Here is a 21,862-nt window from a genome sequence, read left to right as displayed (position 1 = left end):
TTAAAAAATCAATGATAGTTATGATATAATAAAAACTATCATTGATTTATTTTTATTTAAAATAAAAAAGCAGATTTCTCTGCTTTTTTGGAGTTAATTATGATGAAAAAGAATAAACAATTTGTGCCAGTCATCATTTATCTATCTTTTACAATTATATGTTAACAATTTTTGAAAACATTGTCAAACTTTTTAAACTTATTATATAATAAAAATATTCATCGTTTTCATAAGAAACAACATCAATATTGACAAATCGCCAAACATCAATGACTTCTTAGGAAAATATTTTCATAAAAAGATGTTAAATTTTTTTAATAATTTTTAAGAGTTCTTCATTATTTTTACTATTTTCAAATAATTTAATTAGTTGAGGTAAAGAATCTTCCTCTTTAGTATCTTTATTCATACGTCTTACTTTAACAAAAGCTTCTCGTGTTTCTTCATCTAAAAGCAGGTCATCTCTTCTCGTTCCACTTTTTAGAATATTAATAGCAGGAAAAATTCTCATCTCAGAAAGAGATCTATCAAGATGTAATTCCATATTTCCAGTTCCCTTAAACTCTTCATAAATCATATCATCCATCCTCGATCCAGTATCCACAAGACATGTAGCAAGAATTGTCAATGAACCTCCTTCTTCGATATTTCTTGCAGCGCCAAAAAATCTTTTTGGTTTATGAAGTGCAATAGGATCCAAACCACCAGAAAGTGTTTTTCCTGATGATGGAGTAAGAATATTGTATGCTCTAGCCATCCTCGTAATTGAATCAAGTAAAATTACAACATCTTTTCCCTCTTCAACAAGTCTTTTAGCTCTTTCTAGTGTCATTTCAGAAAGTCTAGCATGATTCTCCAACTGTTCGTCAAATGTTGATGCAATAATTTCTGTTTTGAATAGCTTATCCCTATCATTTGTGAACTTATTTACAGATCTCTCTATATCTGTTACCTCTTCAGGTCTTTCATCGATTAATAAAATAAATATTTTAATTTCAGGATGATTTTTTTCAATTGCATTTGCTATATTTTTTATAATAGTTGTTTTCCCTGTTTTAGGTGGAGAAACGATCAATCCTCTTTGCCCTTTTCCAATTGGTGCAATCATATTTATCATTCTATTAGAAATATGGGATTGTTCATCTTCTAAATCAATCAAATGTGTTGGATAAATAGGTTTCAATGTCTCAAAATCATTTCTTTTATATGCATTTTCCGGGCTATGACCATTTAATCCAAGAACATAAATCAGAGGTGGAAACTTTTCTTTTTCATCTACACTAGGACGAATTAATCCTTTTATGTAATCACCAGTCTTTAATTTAAATCTTCTTATTTGTGTCGGTGATACAAATACATCATTTTCACCAGAATTAAATTCATTAGTTCTAATAAATCCATATCCATCAGGCAATACTTCTAGTAATCCTTCTATTTCAATCGTATCTTTATTGGTGTTTTCTTGATTATTTGTTTGTTGAGAATTATTTTTTTGATTTTGAATTTCTTGACCTAAATTACTTTGACTTTCTTGATTTGAATCTTTTTTTACAGTTTCTATTAAACTTATTAATTCTTCTTTACTATATTTTGTTATAGATTTTATATTTAATGACTTCGCTACCTCTCGAATTTCATTAAGTTTCATATCTCTTAAATTTTCTTCCATATTACCTCTATATGTTTATATTAATTACAGCCATGTCCCACTGGGACATAGCTGCAAAAAATTAATTATTAAGCTTTGTGAGCCGATCCAAAAATTTCAATTTTTTCTTTAACGCCGTCAATTATTGCTTGAGCTGGTCTAGCTAAAATTTTTCTTGGGTCAAATCCTTTTCCTTCTTTATCTTTTCCTGATTCAATGTAATTTCTTACTTCTGCAGCAAAAGCCCATTGTAATTCTGTATTTACGTTAACTTTTGAAATACCTAATTTAATAGCATCTTGTACCATTTCTGCTGGAATTCCTGTACCACCGTGTAATACCATTGGAACTTCACCAACTGTTTTTTGGATTTCTGCTAAAACTTCTAAGTCTAATCCTTCCCAATTTTCTGGGTAAGCACCGTGAATATTACCGATACCTGCTGCTAAGAAGTCAATTCCACATTCTACTAATTTTAAACATTCTTGAGGATCAGCTACTTCACCTTTACCAATAACTCCATCTTCTTCACCGCCAATTGAACCTACTTCAGCTTCAACTGAGATTCCTTTTTCATGAGCCATTTTTACAACTTCTCTTGTTTTTTCTAAGTTTTCTTCTAATTCATAGTGTGAACCATCAAACATTACTGAAGTAAATCCAGCTGCAATAGCTTTTTTTGCACCTTCAAATGAACCATGATCTAAGTGAATTGCTACAGGAACTGTAATGTTTAAATCTTCCATTAAACCTTTTACCATTCCTACTACTGTATTATATCCACCCATATATTTTCCAGCACCTTCTGAAACACCTAAAATAACCGGTGATTGTACTTCTTCACATGCTAATAAGATTGATTTTGTCCATTCTAAGTTATTAATGTTAAATTGTCCTACTGCATATTTTCCTTCTAAAGCTTTTTTAAGCATACCACTTGCTTCTACTAAAGGCATAATTTCCTCCTAAATATTTATTTAATATAACCTTACTTACTAATTATACAACTAAAAATAATTTTTAACAATTATAATTTCCAGATTTCTTCTCCGTATTGTCTAATTGTTCTGTCAGATGAGAATAATCCACTGTTTGCAATGTTGATTAATCCTTTTCTTGCATATCCTCTTCTATCTCTATATGCTTCATCAACTCTCTTATGAGCTTCAACATATGATGCAAAATCTTCTAATAAGTAGTAAACATCAGCTCTATTTCCATCTTTAGGATCTACTAAACTGTTATAAATATCTAAGAAGTGATTTGTACCGTCATCAAAAATTCCTTCTTCTTTCAATAATGCATCAACAACTCTCTTAATTCTTTCATCTGAATTATAAATATTAACTGGATTATAGTTATTTGCTAATTCATTAATTTCTTCTTCTGTTCTACCAAATAGGAAGTTATTTTCTAATCCTGCTTCTCTAAAGATTTCAACATTAGCCCCATCCATTGTACCTAATGTAGGTGTACCATTCATCATAAATTTCATGTTACCTGTACCACTTGCTTCTTTACCAGCTGTTGATATTTGTTCTGAAACGTCTGCTGCTGGGAATAATTTTTCTGCGTAAGATACTCTATAATTTTGAATAAATACAACTTTAATCTTTCCGTTGATTTCTGGATCATTGTTTATTAATTTACTAATTTCGTTTATAAACTTGATAATACCTTTAGCTCTAAAATATCCTGGAGCAGCTTTTGCACCAAATATAAATGTAACTGGGTGCATGTCTAATGTAGGATTTGCTTTCAATTCATAGTATAAATGTAAAATGTGTAAAGCATTTAATAATTGTCTCTTATATTCGTGTAATCTCTTAATTTGAATATCGAAGATTGAATTTGGATCAATTTCAACGCCTTCATATTTTTTAATATATTTTGCTAATTGAACTTTCTTTTCAAATTTAATTTCATTTAATTTATCTAAAACCTTAACATCATCGGCAAATTTTTCTAACCCTTTTAGTTTAGTCATATCTTGCTTCCAGTCTTCAGATTTCAATAACTCATCAATATATGATGTTAATTGTGGGTTTGCATATTGTAACCATCTTCTTGGTGTAACACCATTTGTCTTATTGTTGAATTTTTCAGGATATAATTTAAACCATTGATTCAATGTTTCTTTCTTCAAAATGATTGTATGTAATTCTGCTACACCATTAATGCTCGTTGAAACATATGTTGCTAAGAATGCCATTTCTACCATTTCATTTTTTACAATTCTGTATGGTTCCATTTCTTCTAAGCTGTAACCTTTTTCTTGTAAACTTTGTAATAATCTCTTATCAATTTCTTTAATAATATCAACAGCTCTTGGTGAAACTTCGTGAATTAAGTCTAAATTCCATTTTTCTAAAGCTTCTTGTAAAACTGTATGATTTGTAAATGCAAACACTTTTGTTGCTAATCCAAACGCATCTTCCCATGATAAGTTTTCTTCATCTAATAAAATTCTAATTAATTCAGGTATCGCAATAACTGGATGTGTATCATTTAATTGGAATACATGATATTTATGGAATTGACTGAAGTTTTTATCTTCTGGATGTAATCTCTTATATTTTTGTACAATTTCTTGTAATGATGCTGATACAAAGAAATATTGTTGTAATAATCTTAATAATTTACCTTGTCTAATATTATCATTTGGATACAATACTCTTGTTATATCTTCTGCTCTATTTTTTTCACTTACTGATTCGTCATATCTAAAATCATTGAAATCTTGGAAATCAAATCCATCATTTTTGATAGCTTCTGATTGCCATAATCTTAATGTATTTACTACTCCATTTTCGTATCCAACTACAGGAACATCGTATGGAACCGCTTTCACTTTAAAATTTCTAAAACTTACAATTTGTGATTCACTTTCTTTTCTTAGTGACCAAAAATCTCCTCTTGCTACCCAAGAATCTCCTTCTTCTAATTGGAATCCATTTTCAAATCTTTGTTTGAAAATACCTTGTGAGTATCTTACTCCGTATCCATGTAAGTTTAGTCCTTCTGTTGCTCCTGATTCCATGAAACAAGCTGCTAATCTTCCTAAACCACCATTACCTAAAGCTGCATCATCTTCTTCATCTTCAATTTCATCAAAGTCAATATCTAATTCTTTAAGTATATCTTTAACTTCATCAATAATACCTAAGTTTAATAAATTATTTCCTAATGAACGTCCAATTAAGAATTCTGCTGAAAAATAAAATGCATTTCTTTCAGTTTTATTTTTCTTATTTGTTTCTATCCAATCCTTGCTTATCATGTCCATAATTGTATCGGATAAAGCATGATATTTTTCAAATTTAGTTGAATCTTCAAAACTCTTTACATATTTTTGTTCTAAATTTGATTTAAATTTTTCAATAAATTGTTCTCTATTCAGTTTCTTCATTTTACCTCCAAATATTTTTTATAATATTTTACAGGTACATTATAACACAATATAGTAAAAAATGTAACATAGTGCTATTATTATACAAAAAATATGTTAATATATAAGAAATAGTTAATATTTGAAAATTTTTCATATTATCGGAGGTAAAAATGAGAACATCTTGGGAAGAATATTTTATGCACATTGCAGATAGCATCTCTGAAAGAGGAACATGTGATAGAGCATATGTTGGCTGTGTTTTAGTAAATAAAGATAATAGAATTGTTTCAACAGGATATAACGGATCAATTTCTGGCAATCCTCAATGTGATGAAGTGGGACATGTAATGAGAGATGACCATTGTATCGCAACTATTCATGCTGAAATGAATGCATTATTATATTGTGCAAAAGAAGGGATTTCAGTAAAAAACACAACTTGCTATGTGACTCATTTTCCATGCCTAAATTGCACAAAATCACTAATTCAATCTGGAATAATTAAAATATATTATAGACATGGGTACCGAATGGACGAATATGCTAAAGAACTTTTAGATAAAAATAATATAGAATATATTCAAATTTAAATTTTAAAAATCACAGAATGTAATATTTTGTGATTTTTAATTGTCTAATAAATGTTTTTTTATTAAAGTATCAATCAACTTAGTTTCGGGGATTTTATTTGAAGTTTCAAATGTACAAATTAAATTTATATTATTTAATTCATACATCTCAATTTTTCTTAATGCATTTTCACAATATTTTATATTGTCCATCATTCCAAAATGTTCCCAATAAATTTTTTGATTTGTATTTAAATCTAAAAATACGAAATCTGGATAGTATGTGCCTTTTCCAATGATTAGTGGATACTCATACTTATAATCTAAATTATAATAATCAAATCTGTCAGCAATTATTTTTTCTGATTTAGATCTAACACGTTCACCTCTATTTGTATATATTTCTATCGAATCAGGTGAAAATGGTTTACCTTTATATTTTTCATTTTTCCAATTTTCAAGTAATTGTTTCTTAGTTGGAATTACTGGATTAACTAAGTCTTTTCTTCCTTTAGATAAACTATCAAATACTTCATCTATTATGTCATCTTTAAAAATTTTATTTAATTTCGTTAAAATTGGAATAATCTTATTTACCAATTTCAAAACTTTTTTATTATATGATTTTTGAGCAATATTTTTAGCTGTATTTATTTCTTCTTTTTTTATATATTTTTTATCATATTTGCCTGTGTCAATGTTTTTAGTTCTTAAATAATAATTTGTATTTTCTTTTTTATTTTCAATCTGCAGATATACATATTTATCAAAATCCTCTTCATCCTTAAGTTTATTTTTGATCCAATTAAATTTGTATAACTCCTTTTCTAAAAAATATTTTAATTTTTTCATATCGCCTCCTTATATATGATTATTATCTCACATTTTAAAAATTTATAACTGTCATTATTGTTACATTTTTTTAACATTTATATACTGACATAAATTTTATGTTTCAAGAAAGTTAAATACGGTAGAATTTTTAATTTTCTCATTTTCTTCCATATTTTTCAAAGAAGTAGATATGGTAGAATATGCTGTTTTCTCTTTTTCTTCCCCATTCCCCTTGGATTTTGATACGGTAGAATATTCTATTTCTCCATTTTCTTCCCCATTCCCCTCAGATTTTGATACGGTAGAATATTCTTTTTCTCCATTTTCTTCCCCATTCCCCTCAGATTTTGATACGGTAGAATATTCTTTTTTCTCATTTTCTACCGTATTTTCGATAACTTCATAAATAAAATAGCAAATATCCTTAAAATGAAAACATAAAAATAGACCATCCTGAGATGGTCTATACTACTATTTTAATTTTTCTTCTAATAATTTTCTTAGATTTTGTCCTTCTTCAAATACTAATGCTTTATCTTCACCAACTACATATACAAGTGGAACTGAAATTTTTCCTGATGCGGTTTTAGATTTTAGCTCTTCATTTTTAGAAATTGACTTTGTGCTATTTCTTACTGTCTTTAATGAATCATTAAATGAGTTTTTAAGTGAATCTAATTTTTTTCCTGATAAAGTTTTTGTATAAATTTCTTCTATTATTTTGTCTTGCTCTTCTTTGCTTTCTATTTTAGAGATTTTATCAATGAATGCTTGATTTACAACCTCTTTTATATACTTAAATCCATTTTCAGGATCATTTTCTGCTATTGATAAAATATTTGATGATATTGTATCAGAATATGAAATAAATGTTTCATCCGTTCCTTTTGGACGTCCTAAAAATGACATCGGAACATATTTTATCAATGTATTTTCACCCATTATTTCTGTGATGTATGGACTAACCTCTGTTTCAAGTAAAACACAGTGAGAACAAAGTGGATCAAAATACCACTCTACAATTTTTGAATATTTTTTTGAATCTTCTTTAGAAATAACAATTCCTTTGTTATTTACGTAAAATGCTCCATTATCAATATTTTTATATTCTTTAGCATTTACATTTTCTACAACTTTTGTATTACTTTTTTGAGTTGAACATGCTCCTAATGATAAACTTAATGCTAGTACAACAATTAAAATTTTTATATTTTTCATTTTACCTCTATTTTTTTCTAATGCTTCCAAAAATTCCTCTAATAATTTCTCGACCTACTGATCTACCTACAGATCCAATCAGATTATTAGTAAATCTTTCAAACATTGTAGTTTTATTACTTTTTCTAGTTTCTTCTCTTTGTTGTTCTTTAATAATTCTTTGATTTTCTTTTTCCTGTTCTTTTAGAAGTTTTTCTTGATCTTTTTGAAGTCTTTCTTGTTCTTTTCTATTTTCCTCTTCTAATTTAGCCTGCTCAATCTCTAAAGCTTTTTTTTCTTTTTCAGCAGTTAAAATTTCAAATGCAGATTCATTATCCACTGACTCCCCATATTTTTCATATAGCGATGAATTGTTTATAACTCTAATTAGCTCATTTTTATCCGCATCTCCCATTTTTGATTGAGGTGGTGCTATTAAAACCTTTTTAGCCAATGTTGGTTTTGAATCATCATCCAATATAGAAACAATCGCTTCACCAGTTTTTAAATTTAGGATTTCTTCAACAATATCCATTGAACCATCTTGTCTAAATGAATCAGCTATTGCTCTTACTTCCTTTTGTTCATTAGGAGTATATGCTCTTAGTGAATGTTGAATTCTATTTCCTAATTGCGCCAAAATATCTTCTGGAATGTCTGTTGCTTTTTGAGTTACAAAAAATACACTCACACCTTTAGATCTTATCAATCTTACAATTTTTTCTATTTTATCAATTAATATTTTATTTCCACTGTCAAATAACAAGTGTGCTTCATCAAAGAAAAATACAATCTTTGGTTTATCCAAGTCTCCTACTTCTGGCATATTTTCATATAACTCAGATAACAACCATAGTAAGAATGTTGAATATAGCGCTGGTGATTCATATAATTGTTTACTTGAAAGTACATTTATAATGCCTTCCCCTGATGCATTTTGTTTTAAGAAATCTGTTATTTCAAATGCAGGTTCACCGAAAAATAGATTACCTCCCTGTTCTTCTATAACAAGTAATGATCTTAAAATCGCACCAATAGATGCAGATGAAATATTTCCATAAATTGTAGAAAGTTCAGTTTTATTATCATTTACGAAATTTAAAATTACTCGCAAATCTTTTGTATCTACTAACAATAATTTTCTTTCATCAGCTAATTTAAAAGCAATATTTAACACACCTTCTTGAATATCATTTAACCCCATTAACTTAGATAATAAAATTGGTCCCATTTCAGAAATAGTAGTTCTAAGTGGGGTTCCTTCTTTTTGAAATACATCAAAAAATTCAACATCATATTTTCTATTTTGATATTCAGATAATCCTATTTCATCAATTCTTTCTTTAACTTTATCATTAATTTCTCCAGATTGGATGAAACTTGATATATCGCCTTTTATATCTGATACAAATACAGGGATTCCCTGTTGTGCAAACTGTTCAGCTAAAACTTTTAATGTAACAGTTTTTCCAGAACCGGTTGCTCCAGTGATAAATCCATGTCTATTTAATTTAGATAGGTTTATAGATAAATCTTTCCCTAAAATTACAGAATTTGTCATATTTTTCTCCCATTATTTTTATTTAATATTATTTTAACATAAAATTTAATATTTACATATTTGTTATTTTATACCCACAAGATTTGTGCTATAATCTTTTTAGTCGATAAAAAAAAGAAATTAGGTGAGGTATGAAAAAAATAAAAAAAATTATATTTTCTTTACTTGCATCAATAGTTGTACTAACAGGTTTTACAGCTTGTTCACATAAAGCAAATTCTTCAGATGAAAGTAAAGATATTAAAAATATTATTACAAATAAAGAAACTAAAAAAGAAAAAATTAAGGAAACTAAAAAAGAAACAATAAAAGATACAATAAAAGAAAACATCAAAGAAACTGATAAGGAAACAAAGCCTGAAGAATCAGACAATTCTTCTCCAAAACCAAATAAGATTAAAGGTAAAAATCATAATCAAAAATTTAAGGATATGGCTTATGATGTAGAAGAAATAAGAGAATTGTCTTACGATGGAGATTATAAAGGGAAAAAAATAGCATTTTTAACATTTGATGATGGTCCCAATAACGTGATTACTCCTCACGTTTTAGATGTATTAAAAGAAAAAAATGTTCCTGCGACATTCTTTATGGTTGGACATGCCATTGGAGATACAACTCAAGACACACTAAAAAGAGCATATAATGAAGGTCATGCTATAGGAACTCATTCTTTAACTCATGATTATGAAACACTTTATCCAGGTAGAGTACCCGATCCAGATGTTGTAGTAAGCGAAGAAAAACAAGCTATAAAATTACTAAAAAAATATCTAGGAAATGAGTTTGAATCAAGAGTATTCAGATATCCAGGTGGACATATGTCTTGGAACAGAAAAGGATTAAAAAAATCAGATAAGGCATTGGAGAAATTAAATATTCATTGGATCGATTGGAATACTATGAACGGCGATGCTCAACCAATTCACGATCCTGATTTAGCTAGACCTACAACCGTTGATGAAGTGATAAAAAACTTTGATAAATCAAAAAATTTCACTGCAAATTCCGATATAGCTGTTATATTGATGCATGATGCCGCAGATAAAGACTTAACCTTAAAAGCACTTCCTTCATTAATTGATCACTTAAAAGAACAAGGATATGAATTTGGTATTTTGGAGTAGAATATGAAAATCAAAAAAGATATACAAAATAAACTAAAAATAATTTTTGTTTTTCTTCTAATTATTGTAATTATTTTATTTATAAATGATAGGAATAAAAAAACTAAATTAAAGATTTCTGACGATGAAGCAAAAAATAAAATCATGCAAATTTTTAATGACAATCATATTGAAAAAGTTGAAAATCAAGCTTTAATCCTTACAAAAAATGATAATTATATGATTATGGTTGTTGGGGATCAGTACATTCTTACTGATTTTTCCCAATATCCACCAAAAGTTCACCATTTCAAATCAAATAAGCCAGATATATATGTAAAAATAATCGAAATACAAAAGGATGGATATTTGATTGAACATGATGATCACACTCATTTTGTATACACTAAAGTAGATCCAAATAAAAAAGTAGGAGATTATATTTATATAAAAGATCCACATACTTATTTACAAGATTATTTTGAAAAACACAAACACTAATAATATCTTAAATAACTTAAAAATACATAAGGGATAGAAAAAATTCTATCCCTTATATTTTTTATAAAAATTTATTGTAAAATTAGTAACTATTCATTCTTTTTTCTAACTACAGCTAATCCAATTAATGACATTACTGTTACTACTGCGTATGAAATTATACCAGCATCAGAAGTATAAGGATTTTTTGTATCTTTGTTATCTTCTTTTTTAGTTTCAATTCTTTGAGCATCAATTACTTCTTGTTCACCTGATTCAGCTACAGTAAATGAAGTTTCTAATTTTACTGCATTATATTTATCATCGCCATTAAATACTAATGTAAATTTATGAGTCCCTAAATTCAATGCTTCCAAATATTTATTTGATAACTCAACAATTGTACTTCCTTCTGTTATTTTAGCATCTGTTTTTTCTAATTCTTTACCATCAACCAAAACTTTATCTAAAAGTTTTAATGGAGCATCAGATTTAAATACAAGTGTATTTCCTGATTTTTTTAGATATACAGAATCTTGTCCTAATTCAAATTTAGGTGTTATCTTTGCATCAGCTTCCGCTTTCTTTGCTGCTTCTTCCAAAGCCTTTTCAGCATTTTCCTCGTTATCTTTTATTACTTCATCTTCTGCTTCTTGAGCATCTATTAAATCACGTTTTACAGCATCTTCTCTCTTAGATTGTGCTTCTTTTGCTGATTTTACAATATCAGATGGTAATAATTCTTCTTGACTATTTAATCCATCCTTTAACCATCTTTGATACATATCTTTTTCTTGAGAAGTTAATAATGTTAATTTATTTATTTCAGCTATTTCATCTTCAACATCTTCAAATTCCATTATTCTTTTTAATTGTTTTGATAATTCGTATGTTGTTGGTTTGATAGAGTCATCATTCATAGCCATACCGTCTCTATCTATTGCATATCCAACAATACCCGCTTTTTTACCATTTTCTCCTTTGTCTGGTTGCCATTTTGCAAATTTTTCAGCTCTAGATCCAGAAACTACACTAGAAATATCACCCCATTTATTTTGGTCTCCTTCTTCATAAAAAGAAAATCCCATTAAAAATTTTTCTGGAGAAATGTATTTCTTAAAATCATTCCAATCTGAATCCATTCTATCTCTTCCATATGCTTGCAACATAACATAGTCTGCATTTTTATAAATTCCTTTTAACACTCCTCTATCAGCATTCATATTCGTATCAATCATAAATATTTTACCTTTTGAGTGTAATATTTCAGCCATATAATTCATAACATCTACAGCTTGCTTTTCTTTCTCATGTGTAAAATTATAATTACTACTATATGTATCATGATATTCAATGTCTATATCTATTCCATCTAGGCCATATTTTTCAACAATTTCATTAACTAAATATTCAGCTCTAGCTTTATTTCCCTCTTCAGTATTTTCAAATTTTTGTCCTGCCCAACTGGATATATCCAAAAAAGTATTTCTAACTGAAATTGTTCTTAATACTCTTTGCCCTCTTGCGTTCATTTTTGGTATATCTTCAAAAGCTAATTTATTCCAAAATTCACTATAAGGTTTTGTATAATCATGGAATACAAATGCTAAATTTACTTCTTTTGGCATATCTCCAAAGTAGTTAGGTCTATTTTCATCAGGATCTGAATTTTGATCGTGCCATGTTCTAAACCAACCACCGTATAAAGGCGATTTTAATTCTGGCATTTTTGGTTTTTCTGGTAGTTTTTCTGTTTCTAATCTTTTCAAAACATTATTTGCGTTTTCAGCTTCTTTTAATAATTGTTCATTTGTTCTTGAACCAATTTTTCTTATAAAATCTTGAGTACTATTTGATTTTTTTAGATATTCCAAGTTTTCTATTTTTGATTTAACATCTTCATTTGAAAGTGTATAAGAAACTTTTTCAGATTTTAACGGAGTTCCTTTAACTGTCATTTCACTAACAGCTAAAGATATACCATTCTTTGCTTTCATTTTAATTCTTATAGCCTTTGATACAAGACCATTAAATTTTATAACTGATTGTTTTTTTACATCTTTCACTGTTTCGATAGTATTCCAATTTTCATCGTTATTCAAATCATTTTTTATTTCTTTACCATCTACTGTTGTCTGTGTAAATCCATAATTATCTGGTAAGTTTTTTAATTCATTTTCTAAATAAACTTGAACTTCAAAACTTTCAGGCATATTAGTTCCACCGTCCCGATAAAAATCAATCACTAACTCATCAAGCTTAACTTCCCTAACATCGCTTGGTGAACCAAATACTAAACCAACATAATTTTCTTTTAATCTATCTGTTCTCTTCCAATCTGTCCATTTTTGATCATTTTTTTTACCATCAACAAATTTTGAAGTAAAATCTGAACCATTTGTCCATCCAGCAAATGGAATCATATCAGCTTTTGACAAAACAGAAGATTTTGTTACATCACTTACTAAACTTCCCTCAGCCCTAACAACATTTTGAAATGGCATAACACCTAGAGCTAATGTTGCAGCTAAAGATAAACTTACTACACTTTTTGTAAACTTTTTCATATAAGCCTCCTATATATTATTTCTTTATTAGGATAACTTTTTTCGCCATATATTTCAATAAAAAAGTCCTTTTTGCTGTAAATTTAAACTTTCATTCATGAAAAAGTGTGCATTTTTCACTACATTATTTTTTATTAAATTTATATATGAAACCGTTTGATTTATTAAAAAATAGGCATCAAAAAAAGCAATTGTTAAAATTAATTAATAATTGCTTGATTTTCAACAATAAATAAAAATAAAAGTTTGCGTAGCCACCTCCGCAGCTCCATTTGGAGCGAGGACTAGTGGCGTTAGCAAACTTTTATTTTTATTTATTTTCAATTATTTGTTCTAAAGTTCTCCATGCTAAAACAGCACATTTCACCCTTGCTGGAAGTTTATTTATGTTTTGCAAAGTTGCTGCATCTCCCAATTTTTCAAGATCCAAATCAGATAATTCTTCAGTTGATTTAATCATATTTAAAAATGTATTTGTAATATCTCTTGCTTCTTCTATCGTTTTGCCTTTCACAGCATCTATCATCATTGAAGTAGATGCTTGAGAAATAGCACATCCTACGCCTTCATATGCACCATCTTCAATAATTCCATCATTTATTTTAAGATTTAGCACAATTTCATCTCCACAAGATGGATTAACTCCAAGTTTTGAATCCGTCTTGTCATCAAGAGTTTTTTTATTATCACTCTCAACACTATGTTCTCTTATTAGTTCTGTATAAATTTGATTAATTTCCATAAAATATTTCCTTAACTTTATATAATGCTTCTATTAATTTATCAATGTCCTTAAAATTATTATAGCACGCAAATGAAGCTCTACAAGAAGAATTTATTCCCAAATATCTGTGAAGTGGTTGAGCACAATGATGTCCAACTCTTATCGCAACATTGCAAAAATCAAGTATTTGAGAAACATCATGCGGATGCACATTTTTAACATTAAATGAGATTAAATTTCCTTTTTTTATATTTTCAGGTAAATACAGATCGATAAAATCTAGTTTTTTCAATTCTTCAAGAGCATAATTAAAAACTTCATTTTCTAATGTGTTTATCGTTTCCATTCCTACTGAATCAATAAAATCTATAGCTTTACTTAATGAATAAATAGCAGCTACATCAAGTGTACCAGCCTCAAACTTAGATGGTAACTCTGCATAGGAAACATCTTGCTCATGAACATATTCAATCATATCACCACCAAGTAGGAATGGATTCATAGTGTTTAGCAAATCGTATTTACCATATACAATACCAACTCCTTGAGCAGAGTACATCTTATGCCCTGAAAATACAAGAAAATCACAATTTAATTTTTGCGCATCAATTCTTGCATGTGAAACTATTTGAGCAGCATCAACAATTGCAATAGCACCATTTTCATGGGCGATATCGATAATTTCTTGGATAGGAACTTCAAAAGGAATTACATTTGATGCTGCAGTAACTGAAACAATTTTAGTATTAGGATTTATCTTTTCCTTAAAATTATTTATATCTAATTCAAAATTATCCGTTAAATAAAAATAAACTAATTTTGCACCTGTTTTTTTTGCTATATTCTGCCATGTTACTAAATTAGCATGATGTTCAGCAATTGAAATTAAAATCTCGTCTCCAGGATTTAAATTATCAAGTCCATAAGATTTAGAAATTAAGTTTAACCCCTCTGTTGCGCTTTTCATAAATATTATCTCTTCCGCCTTTAATGCGTTAATATATTCCTTTACTTTATTTCTAGTATCTTCTAGTATTTGTGAAGACCTAACAGCAGACTTGTATGCTCCTCTATTTGCATTTGCATTAAAATTTGAATAGTATTCAGCAAGTGAATCTATTACAATTTTAGGCTTTTGAGTGGTTGCAGCACTATCCAGAAATGCTACATCATTATTTTCTTCACTTGTAAAAAATGGAAATAAGTTTCTAATTTCTGCATTTTTCATTAGTTTATTCCTTCTCTCAGTTCTTCTAATAATTCTTCTGAAATTTTTTCATCATCAATTAAATCAAAAATCGGTTTTAATTTTGATTCGATAATCATTCTTTTGGCTGCTAATGCATCAAAACCTCTTGAAGTGATGTAAAATAGCATATCTTTATCAATTCTCCCTGATGAAGCAGCATGATTACCAACAATATCATCTTCTCTCGCAAGTAATAATGGAATTGCCCAGTTTTTAACCGTAGGATCAAGAAGTGTAACAAATTCCTCTTCATTTCCTTTAGAAAGAGTACATCCCTTTTTGAAGTCTAAAGTTCCTGCAAATCTCTTTTTAGCAAAATCTTTAAGCACTCCATTTATAACCATGTCTGATGTGGTTTCTCTTCCTAAATGAGTGATCTCATATCCTAAATCAAGATATCTATTTTCATCTACAAAATAAGCAGTCTTTACATCAGCATGAGATTTTTCACTTCCTAATATAGCTCTATAGTTAGCATAGGAATCTTTTGCTCCCAATTCAATATGAATCAAATGCACATTTGCACTTTCTTCAATATCTGAAACTATCGATAAAAAACTTTTAGATATTTTTGATAATCTTTGAATAATAACCAATTTCAAATTTGAATTTTTTTCAGCTTTAATTTTAAATACGGAATTCTTAAATGCTTCTAAATCTTTTTCCGATTTATAGTCGAAAATTAATGTTGAATCTGTATTTTCCTTAACTAAAATCCCATGCTGATCAGATAAAAATTTATTATTTTCATCTAAATAAAATTTTTCTTCAAAAAATTTATCTTTATCTAATACATAAAATTTTTCATGATTTTTCAATTTTTGATTCAATTCTAAAATTTCCCTTGAAACTCCATATTTCTTATCTATAAAAATTTTATTGAATTCATCAGAAATTTTTTCACTTATAGAAGTTGAATATTCTTTGTACTCAATTCCATTCAACTCAATAACTCTACTATTCGCTTCTGTAAATCTCCAAGTAATCTCTGGAATTATATTAACTTCTGTTCTCATTAATTCCTCCTAACCTATTGACCCAATTAATTCTAAATTAATTAAATTATTCATTTCTACTGCATATTCCATTGGCAATTCTTTAGCTATAGGCTCTGCAAACCCCCTTACAAGCATCGCTTTTGCATCTTCTTCGCTCAATCCTCTACTCATCAAATAAAATATCTTCGAGTCGTCTATTCTACCAATTTTTGCTTCATGACCTAAATCAACGTCATCATTTTCAATAAGCATAACAGGAATTGTATCTGAAACTGATTCACTATCCAACATTAATGATTCACAATTTACATTGGATTTTGATCCCTTAGCATTTTCCTTAAAATGAACAAGTCCTCTATATATAGCTTCTCCACCACTTTTAGAAATAGATCTGGCGTTTATAGTTGAATATGTGTTTGGTGCAGCATGAACTGCTTTAGCACCAGTATCAAGTATTTGTCCTGAGTTAGCAAAAGAAATACCAGTATAATCTGATTTTGCATTTTCTCCAATTAATATTGAGGCAGGATATAACATTGAAACTCTAGATCCAAAAGATCCTGATACCCATTCTAAATGTGCATTTTTCCAAACTATTCCTCTTTTAGTATTTAAGTTATACATATTTCTGGACCAGTTTTCTATAGTAGAATATCTTAATTTAGCACCCTCTCTAACAAATAACTCAACCGCTCCAGCATGAACATTTATTACATTATATTTTGGTGCCGAACATCCTTCAATATAATGAACATACGCTCCTTCATCAACATAGATGAATGTATGCTCAAATTGTCCCGCTCCCGGTGCGTTTAATCTAAAATATGATTGAATAGGAATATCTACATACTGACCTTTCGGCACATATACAAATGATCCTCCTGACCACACAGCATAATGAAGCGCTGCATATTTGTGTAAATCAGGTTCCACAGCTGTACCAAACCATTTTCTAATAAGTGGTGCATGTTTTTGAACCGCTTCCTCCATATTTACATAAATAACTCCTAAATCAGTTAAATAATTTTTAACATTATGATAAACAGTTTCAGAGTCATATTGAGCACTTACACCTGCAAGCGCATTAATTTCAGCTTGAGGTATGCCTAGGTCGTAAAAAGTTTGTTTAATATCATCTGGTAAATTATCCCATGCATTTGTTTCACCTGATTTCGGTTTTACATAAAGTGTAATTTCATTAATATCAACTTCTGATAAATCTGGTCCCCATGTTGGATTTTCTTGTTCATAAAATAATCTCATTCCTTCAAGTCTCTTTTCAAGCATCCATTCTGGTTCATTTTTTTCAGAGGAAATTAATCTAACAATTTCTTCCGTCAGTCCCTTATCTGAAATTTTAGAATATTCAAATTGATTTTTTTTATCAAATTTACCTCTATCAATATCGTCGATTTGTGATTTTCTAACCATTATTCACCTCATCTCTGAATTGTTGATATCCATTTGTTTCAATTTCCTCGATTAGTGAAGCATCTCCCGTTTTAACAATTTTCCCTTCAATCATTACATGTACTTTATCAGGTTTAATACTTTCTAAAATTGAACTGTGATGCGTGATTATAAGTGCTGATTTTTCTTCATTTAAGAATAAATTAACTTCTTTTGATACTGTTTTTGTTGCATCAACATCAAGTCCTGAATCCGTTTCATCAAGCATAATAAATTTAGGATTTAGCATTTTCATTTGTAGAATTTCATTTTTCTTCTTTTCGCCACCTGAAAATCCAACATTTAAATATCTTTCAGCATAATCCTTATCAAATCCTAATTCTTCTAATTGTTTCTTTAGTTCTCTTCTAAACATCAAAAGTTTAGGTTTTTCTCTTGTAAAATTAATTTGTGCAGTTCTTATAAAATTTTCAACACTTATCCCTTCTACTTCTTCAGGATTTTGAAAACTCAAGAAAATTCCTAATTTAGCTCTTTTATCTGTTGAAAGATCTGAAATGTCTTCTCCATCAAATATAATTTCCCCTTTTGTCATTTCATAATCGGGATGATCCATAATCACTTTTGTTAAAGTTGATTTTCCTGATCCATTCGGTCCCATTATTACATGCACTTCTCCATCTTTAATTTCTAAGTCAATGCCTTTCAATATTTTTTTATCTTCTACCTTTGCATGCAAATCTTTAATCTGTAACATTTTTTCTCCCTTCAATTAATGTCTACTAATTTAGTATGAATTTAAGATAAAATATATAACAGATTAGTTTTCTAATCCGTTATATTCATTAACATATAAATACATGTTTGTAATATGCTTTAATGCTTTATCTGATTTTTTTATTTCAGATTTTATTTCTTTAATTTTTTTATCAATTTCTTTTTTTGAAGATATTGTATCTTCTAAATTAAATGGAAACAACTCGGTCATATCATCCATTTGAGTATCAAAATATTTAATTTTTTCTGATAAATCTTTTGCAGATAATCTACTTTTAGAGAATTCTAAATCTCCTAGTTTACTAAACGAATCAAAAATGATTTCAAATTGGCCAGTTTCTATAGAATATTTAATCATATTCCAATCTGTCTCTGTATATTGTCCTTTATTTATAAATGGATCATACTTGTCTATTAAAATTTTTAATTTATCTAAAAACTCATTATTCAAAAGTTGTCTAATATCTTTCAAATAAGCATTAAAATTATCCCTCTTATTTTTTAATCGTGAAATTTTGTTTTGTAAATTTGAATATTCTCTTTTGGCAAGAAAATTCATAAATTTAAAATGATTGTATTCTTCATGAATGCCATAAATAAATTTATTTTCTAACTCTTTGTCTATTATCATGGATTCATGAATCAATTCCATTTTTTTTATTTCATATTCTGAAAAATATTCAATATATTTATTTTCTAAAAACACTTTATATATGTATTTATAGAATAAATATTGTGCATATTTTTCAATATATAATTGTCTGTTTGACATTATAACCTCTTTCACTTGTAATTATAACATATTAAGCTCCATTAAAAAATAATCTACATAGTAGATAATTTTTTAATTTTGTAATTCTCTAATTATCAAATCAACCATTTTACTTACCCCATCATACATAAGATGAGTTTGATCTGACGCTAAATATTCTGGATTCTTAGATGCAACTGAATACCAGTCAACTAATCTTATGTCAGAATGTTTTTTTACATAATTTGCATATGTTTCATTAACTTGTTTTTCCCAACTATCTGGCATTTTAACATTTACAAATACTTTTCTGCTCTTTGGATATAATGCAACAATATTATCCAAATCTGTTTCTGAGAAAAATCCATTTGTTCCTAACATCACTACAAGAGCTGTTTTTTCTGAATCATATTTTTTGTATTGTTCAAAAACTGGTAATGATTGATATAATTGTCTACTTATTTTTGCATCGATTATAGAGTCAGGATATAAATCACTAATCCTTGAACCAACATTTACACCTAAAGAATCTCCAACTAAAATAATTCTGTAATTAATTTTAGTATCTTTTAGATTTTCACTATTTTTTTCATTTTTTGTTTCTTTTGTATTATTTTCTTTATTATCATTTATTTTTTTATTATCATTTATTTTTTTATTATCATTTATATTTTTATTTTTTTCTGTATTTATCTCTTCGGCTAATTTAACATTTTTAGTTTCATCTATAAACATTGTAGAAAGATAAGGCACAGAAACTCCAGATACCCCTATAATAAATAATCCTAAAAATACATATAAAATTACACTTCTTGATAATAAAATCCATCCCTTTTTTTCAGCTGAATTTACGAATCCATATCTAGCTATTGGTTTTTCAATATTTATATAAACTAAATATGATATTATTAGTGTAGCTAGTATCCTAAACACAGTAAACCAAATATTAGGATTTCCTACTTCTTTATGCATTTGCGATAAGACGATAATTGGAAAATGCCATAAATATATACCATAAGACATTTTCCCCACTCCCATTACAAATGGTATATATGAAAACAGCTTACTTATAATGTTCGTAATGGATCCAAAGGAAACTATCATTATAAATGAATTAATTGCAAAAATCAAAAATCCTACTCTATATACCCATGGATAAACTTCTGATACATTAAATATTAAGTATACATAAAGAGCAGTAGATGCAATTGCAATCAAATTTGATATTCCAAATCTATTTAATCCTTTTTTTGAATTCAATTTTTCCAAGGGATAAAAGAAATACCCGACAACACCTATTATTATTTCATAAATTCTAGTGTCTGTTCCATAATACACTCTACTCATATTATCAAATGTATATAAATAATTTTGTAAAAAGTAGCTAAATACTCCTATTACAGATATTAAAATAATAAATAAATTTAATCCTTTAGTTATTCTAAAATTGTAAAATCCCTTAAATAAAAATAAAATTAGAATAAATGATTGAAACATTACCCCAATATACCATAAATGTTTAAATGGATTTGCAACAAAATTATCAAAATATCCTACTTTATTCGTTATCAACCACCAGTTGCTTGTAAAGCTCAATCCGGCCAATGGGTCAAAATGAGATACATTTAATGCAGGTTTATTAAATAAGGTCAGAAATATTGTTACGACAAATACCAAAATAAATAGTCCCGGCCATAACTGTCGTATTCTTGAAATAATTGTAGAGAAAAATGGTACCCCATTTTTTTCTTTATTTTTTTTCACTAGTGAATTCGCTAATAAGTATCCTGATATAACAAAAAATAAATCAACTCCTATAAATCCCCCAGGAAACACCTTACTATTTATATGATATAAAACTACTGAAATAATAGCTATAGCTTTTAATAAATCAATTCCTGAAATATATTTTCTTTTCATTTTTACCCACCTACCTATAATAAAAAATTATATCACAAAATAATCAATTAAACATATTTGCATTAATCATTTTTATTATTTATAATATATCTATACAGAAACGGAGGCTAATATGACCGATTTTAAACATGGTTCAGTTAAAATTTCAAATGACATTATCGACCAACTTATTGCAGAAACAGCATTACAAGTAGAAAATGTTGAAGACGTAACTGGCTACAAAAACAAAAAGTTAGAAAAAAATAAAAAAGATGGAATAGTTGCAGTAATTAATGACAACAATATAGAAATTGCCTTAACTATTCATGTAAAAGAAAATAAAAACATATATGAAACAGCGGAAAACGTTCAAAAAGCATTAAAGGAACAAATCAATACAATGCTTGGGCTAAATGTAAAATCTGTAAATGTAATTTGTAAATAATTTTTACAATTAAATATAAAATGAAGTGTGGTATAAAAATTGCTTAAGATAATTTTTATACCGCACTTTTTTGTGTTCATCACTTTTTTGTGTTCATCTGGAGACATATTTTTTTATGGATATCTTGATGGTTAAATGATTTTATATTTTTTTAGTTTTTCTTGCATATTCGTATTTTTCATATTTACGGTAGAATTCTAATTTTTCCTATTTTATTCCCCATTTCTCGCCGTACAAAATACGGTAGAATTCAATG

18 protein-coding genes are annotated in these 21,862 nt (G+C 28.0%); 4 read left to right on the top strand and 14 right to left on the bottom strand.

Annotated features, from left to right (window positions below):
* Positions 1–304: 304 nt before the first annotated feature.
* From rho to ABGF48_RS07660, 3 genes are all read right to left on the bottom strand, one after another.
* Positions 305–1,669 (bottom strand): transcription termination factor Rho, encoded by a 1,365-nt coding sequence (rho, locus tag ABGF48_RS07670; RefSeq protein WP_408105750.1) that lies wholly within the window; start codon positions 1,667–1,669, stop codon positions 305–307.
* Between the two features lie 68 nt (positions 1,670–1,737).
* Positions 1,738–2,604: a class II fructose-1,6-bisphosphate aldolase gene (gene fba / locus ABGF48_RS07665; protein ID WP_408105749.1), complete on the bottom strand. Its 867-nt coding sequence runs from the start codon at positions 2,602–2,604 to the stop codon at positions 1,738–1,740.
* 71 nt (positions 2,605–2,675) lie between these two features.
* Entirely contained in the window at positions 2,676–5,057 is a 2,382-nt protein-coding gene (locus ABGF48_RS07660; protein WP_408105748.1) for a glycogen/starch/alpha-glucan phosphorylase, read from the bottom strand.
* A 152-nt stretch (positions 5,058–5,209) separates the two neighbouring features.
* Between ABGF48_RS07660 and ABGF48_RS07655 the strand changes: the two genes are divergently transcribed.
* Positions 5,210–5,629, top strand: coding sequence for a deoxycytidylate deaminase (locus ABGF48_RS07655; RefSeq protein ID WP_408105747.1), 420 nt, complete (start codon positions 5,210–5,212; stop codon positions 5,627–5,629).
* A 36-nt stretch (positions 5,630–5,665) separates the two neighbouring features.
* Here the strand turns inward: ABGF48_RS07655 and ABGF48_RS07650 are convergent, their stop codons facing one another.
* From ABGF48_RS07650 to ABGF48_RS07640, 3 genes are all read right to left on the bottom strand, one after another.
* Positions 5,666–6,460, bottom strand: coding sequence for a hypothetical protein (locus ABGF48_RS07650; protein WP_408105746.1), 795 nt, complete (start codon positions 6,458–6,460; stop codon positions 5,666–5,668).
* A gap of 453 nt (positions 6,461–6,913) precedes the next feature.
* Positions 6,914–7,660, bottom strand: a complete 747-nt coding sequence (locus tag ABGF48_RS07645; protein WP_408105745.1) for a DsbA family protein — start codon at positions 7,658–7,660, stop codon at positions 6,914–6,916.
* A 7-nt stretch (positions 7,661–7,667) separates the two neighbouring features.
* Entirely contained in the window at positions 7,668–9,200 is a 1,533-nt protein-coding gene (locus ABGF48_RS07640; RefSeq protein ID WP_408105744.1) for a helicase HerA-like domain-containing protein, read from the bottom strand.
* A 131-nt stretch (positions 9,201–9,331) separates the two neighbouring features.
* On the opposite strand from ABGF48_RS07640, the gene ABGF48_RS07635 reads away from it, so the two are divergent.
* Positions 9,332–10,327: a polysaccharide deacetylase family protein gene (locus tag ABGF48_RS07635; protein ID WP_408105743.1), complete on the top strand. Its 996-nt coding sequence runs from the start codon at positions 9,332–9,334 to the stop codon at positions 10,325–10,327.
* Positions 10,328–10,330: 3 nt separating this feature from the next.
* On the top strand, positions 10,331–10,807 hold the full coding sequence (locus ABGF48_RS07630) for a hypothetical protein (protein ID WP_408105742.1): 477 nt from the start codon (positions 10,331–10,333) through the stop codon (positions 10,805–10,807).
* Positions 10,808–10,896: 89 nt separating this feature from the next.
* Here ABGF48_RS07630 and ABGF48_RS07625 read toward each other — a convergent pair whose 3' ends face one another.
* From ABGF48_RS07625 to ABGF48_RS07590, 8 genes are all read right to left on the bottom strand, one after another.
* A complete protein-coding gene (locus ABGF48_RS07625; protein ID WP_408105741.1) occupies positions 10,897–13,353 on the bottom strand; it encodes an EndoS/ChiA family endoglycosidase in 2,457 nt (818 codons plus the stop codon).
* A 310-nt stretch (positions 13,354–13,663) separates the two neighbouring features.
* On the bottom strand, positions 13,664–14,095 hold the full coding sequence (sufU, locus tag ABGF48_RS07620; RefSeq protein WP_408105740.1) for a Fe-S cluster assembly sulfur transfer protein SufU: 432 nt from the start codon (positions 14,093–14,095) through the stop codon (positions 13,664–13,666).
* Complete coding sequence (locus ABGF48_RS07615) at positions 14,085–15,305, bottom strand: SufS family cysteine desulfurase (protein WP_408105739.1); 1,221 nt, start codon at positions 15,303–15,305, stop codon at positions 14,085–14,087. Before ABGF48_RS07615 ends, sufU begins: the two co-directional genes overlap by 11 nt.
* A complete protein-coding gene (locus ABGF48_RS07610) occupies positions 15,305–16,342 on the bottom strand; it encodes a SufD family Fe-S cluster assembly protein (protein ID WP_408105738.1) in 1,038 nt (345 codons plus the stop codon). The genes ABGF48_RS07615 and ABGF48_RS07610 overlap by 1 nt, the downstream gene beginning before the upstream one ends.
* Positions 16,343–16,351: 9 nt before the next feature.
* Positions 16,352–17,755 carry a Fe-S cluster assembly protein SufB gene (gene sufB, locus ABGF48_RS07605; RefSeq protein ID WP_408105737.1) on the bottom strand — a complete coding sequence of 468 codons (1,404 nt, stop codon included), beginning with the start codon at positions 17,753–17,755 and terminating at the stop codon, positions 16,352–16,354.
* Positions 17,748–18,491 carry a Fe-S cluster assembly ATPase SufC gene (sufC, locus tag ABGF48_RS07600; protein WP_408105736.1) on the bottom strand — a complete coding sequence of 248 codons (744 nt, stop codon included), beginning with the start codon at positions 18,489–18,491 and terminating at the stop codon, positions 17,748–17,750. The genes sufB and sufC overlap by 8 nt, the downstream gene beginning before the upstream one ends.
* A 63-nt stretch (positions 18,492–18,554) precedes the next feature.
* A complete protein-coding gene (locus tag ABGF48_RS07595; RefSeq protein ID WP_408105735.1) occupies positions 18,555–19,283 on the bottom strand; it encodes a hypothetical protein in 729 nt (242 codons plus the stop codon).
* Positions 19,284–19,355: 72 nt separating this feature from the next.
* Positions 19,356–21,182 carry an acyltransferase family protein gene (locus ABGF48_RS07590; RefSeq protein ID WP_408105734.1) on the bottom strand — a complete coding sequence of 609 codons (1,827 nt, stop codon included), beginning with the start codon at positions 21,180–21,182 and terminating at the stop codon, positions 19,356–19,358.
* 112 nt (positions 21,183–21,294) lie between these two features.
* On the opposite strand from ABGF48_RS07590, the gene ABGF48_RS07585 reads away from it, so the two are divergent.
* Positions 21,295–21,606: an Asp23/Gls24 family envelope stress response protein gene (locus ABGF48_RS07585; protein ID WP_408105733.1), complete on the top strand. Its 312-nt coding sequence runs from the start codon at positions 21,295–21,297 to the stop codon at positions 21,604–21,606.
* The last annotated feature ends 256 nt before the right edge of the window (positions 21,607–21,862 follow it).

Origin of the sequence: Helcococcus bovis (assembly GCF_046035835.1) — a bacterium.
Lineage (GTDB): Bacteria > Bacillota > Clostridia > Tissierellales > Peptoniphilaceae > Helcococcus > Helcococcus bovis.
This window is presented reverse-complemented; position numbering and strand designations above follow the sequence as displayed.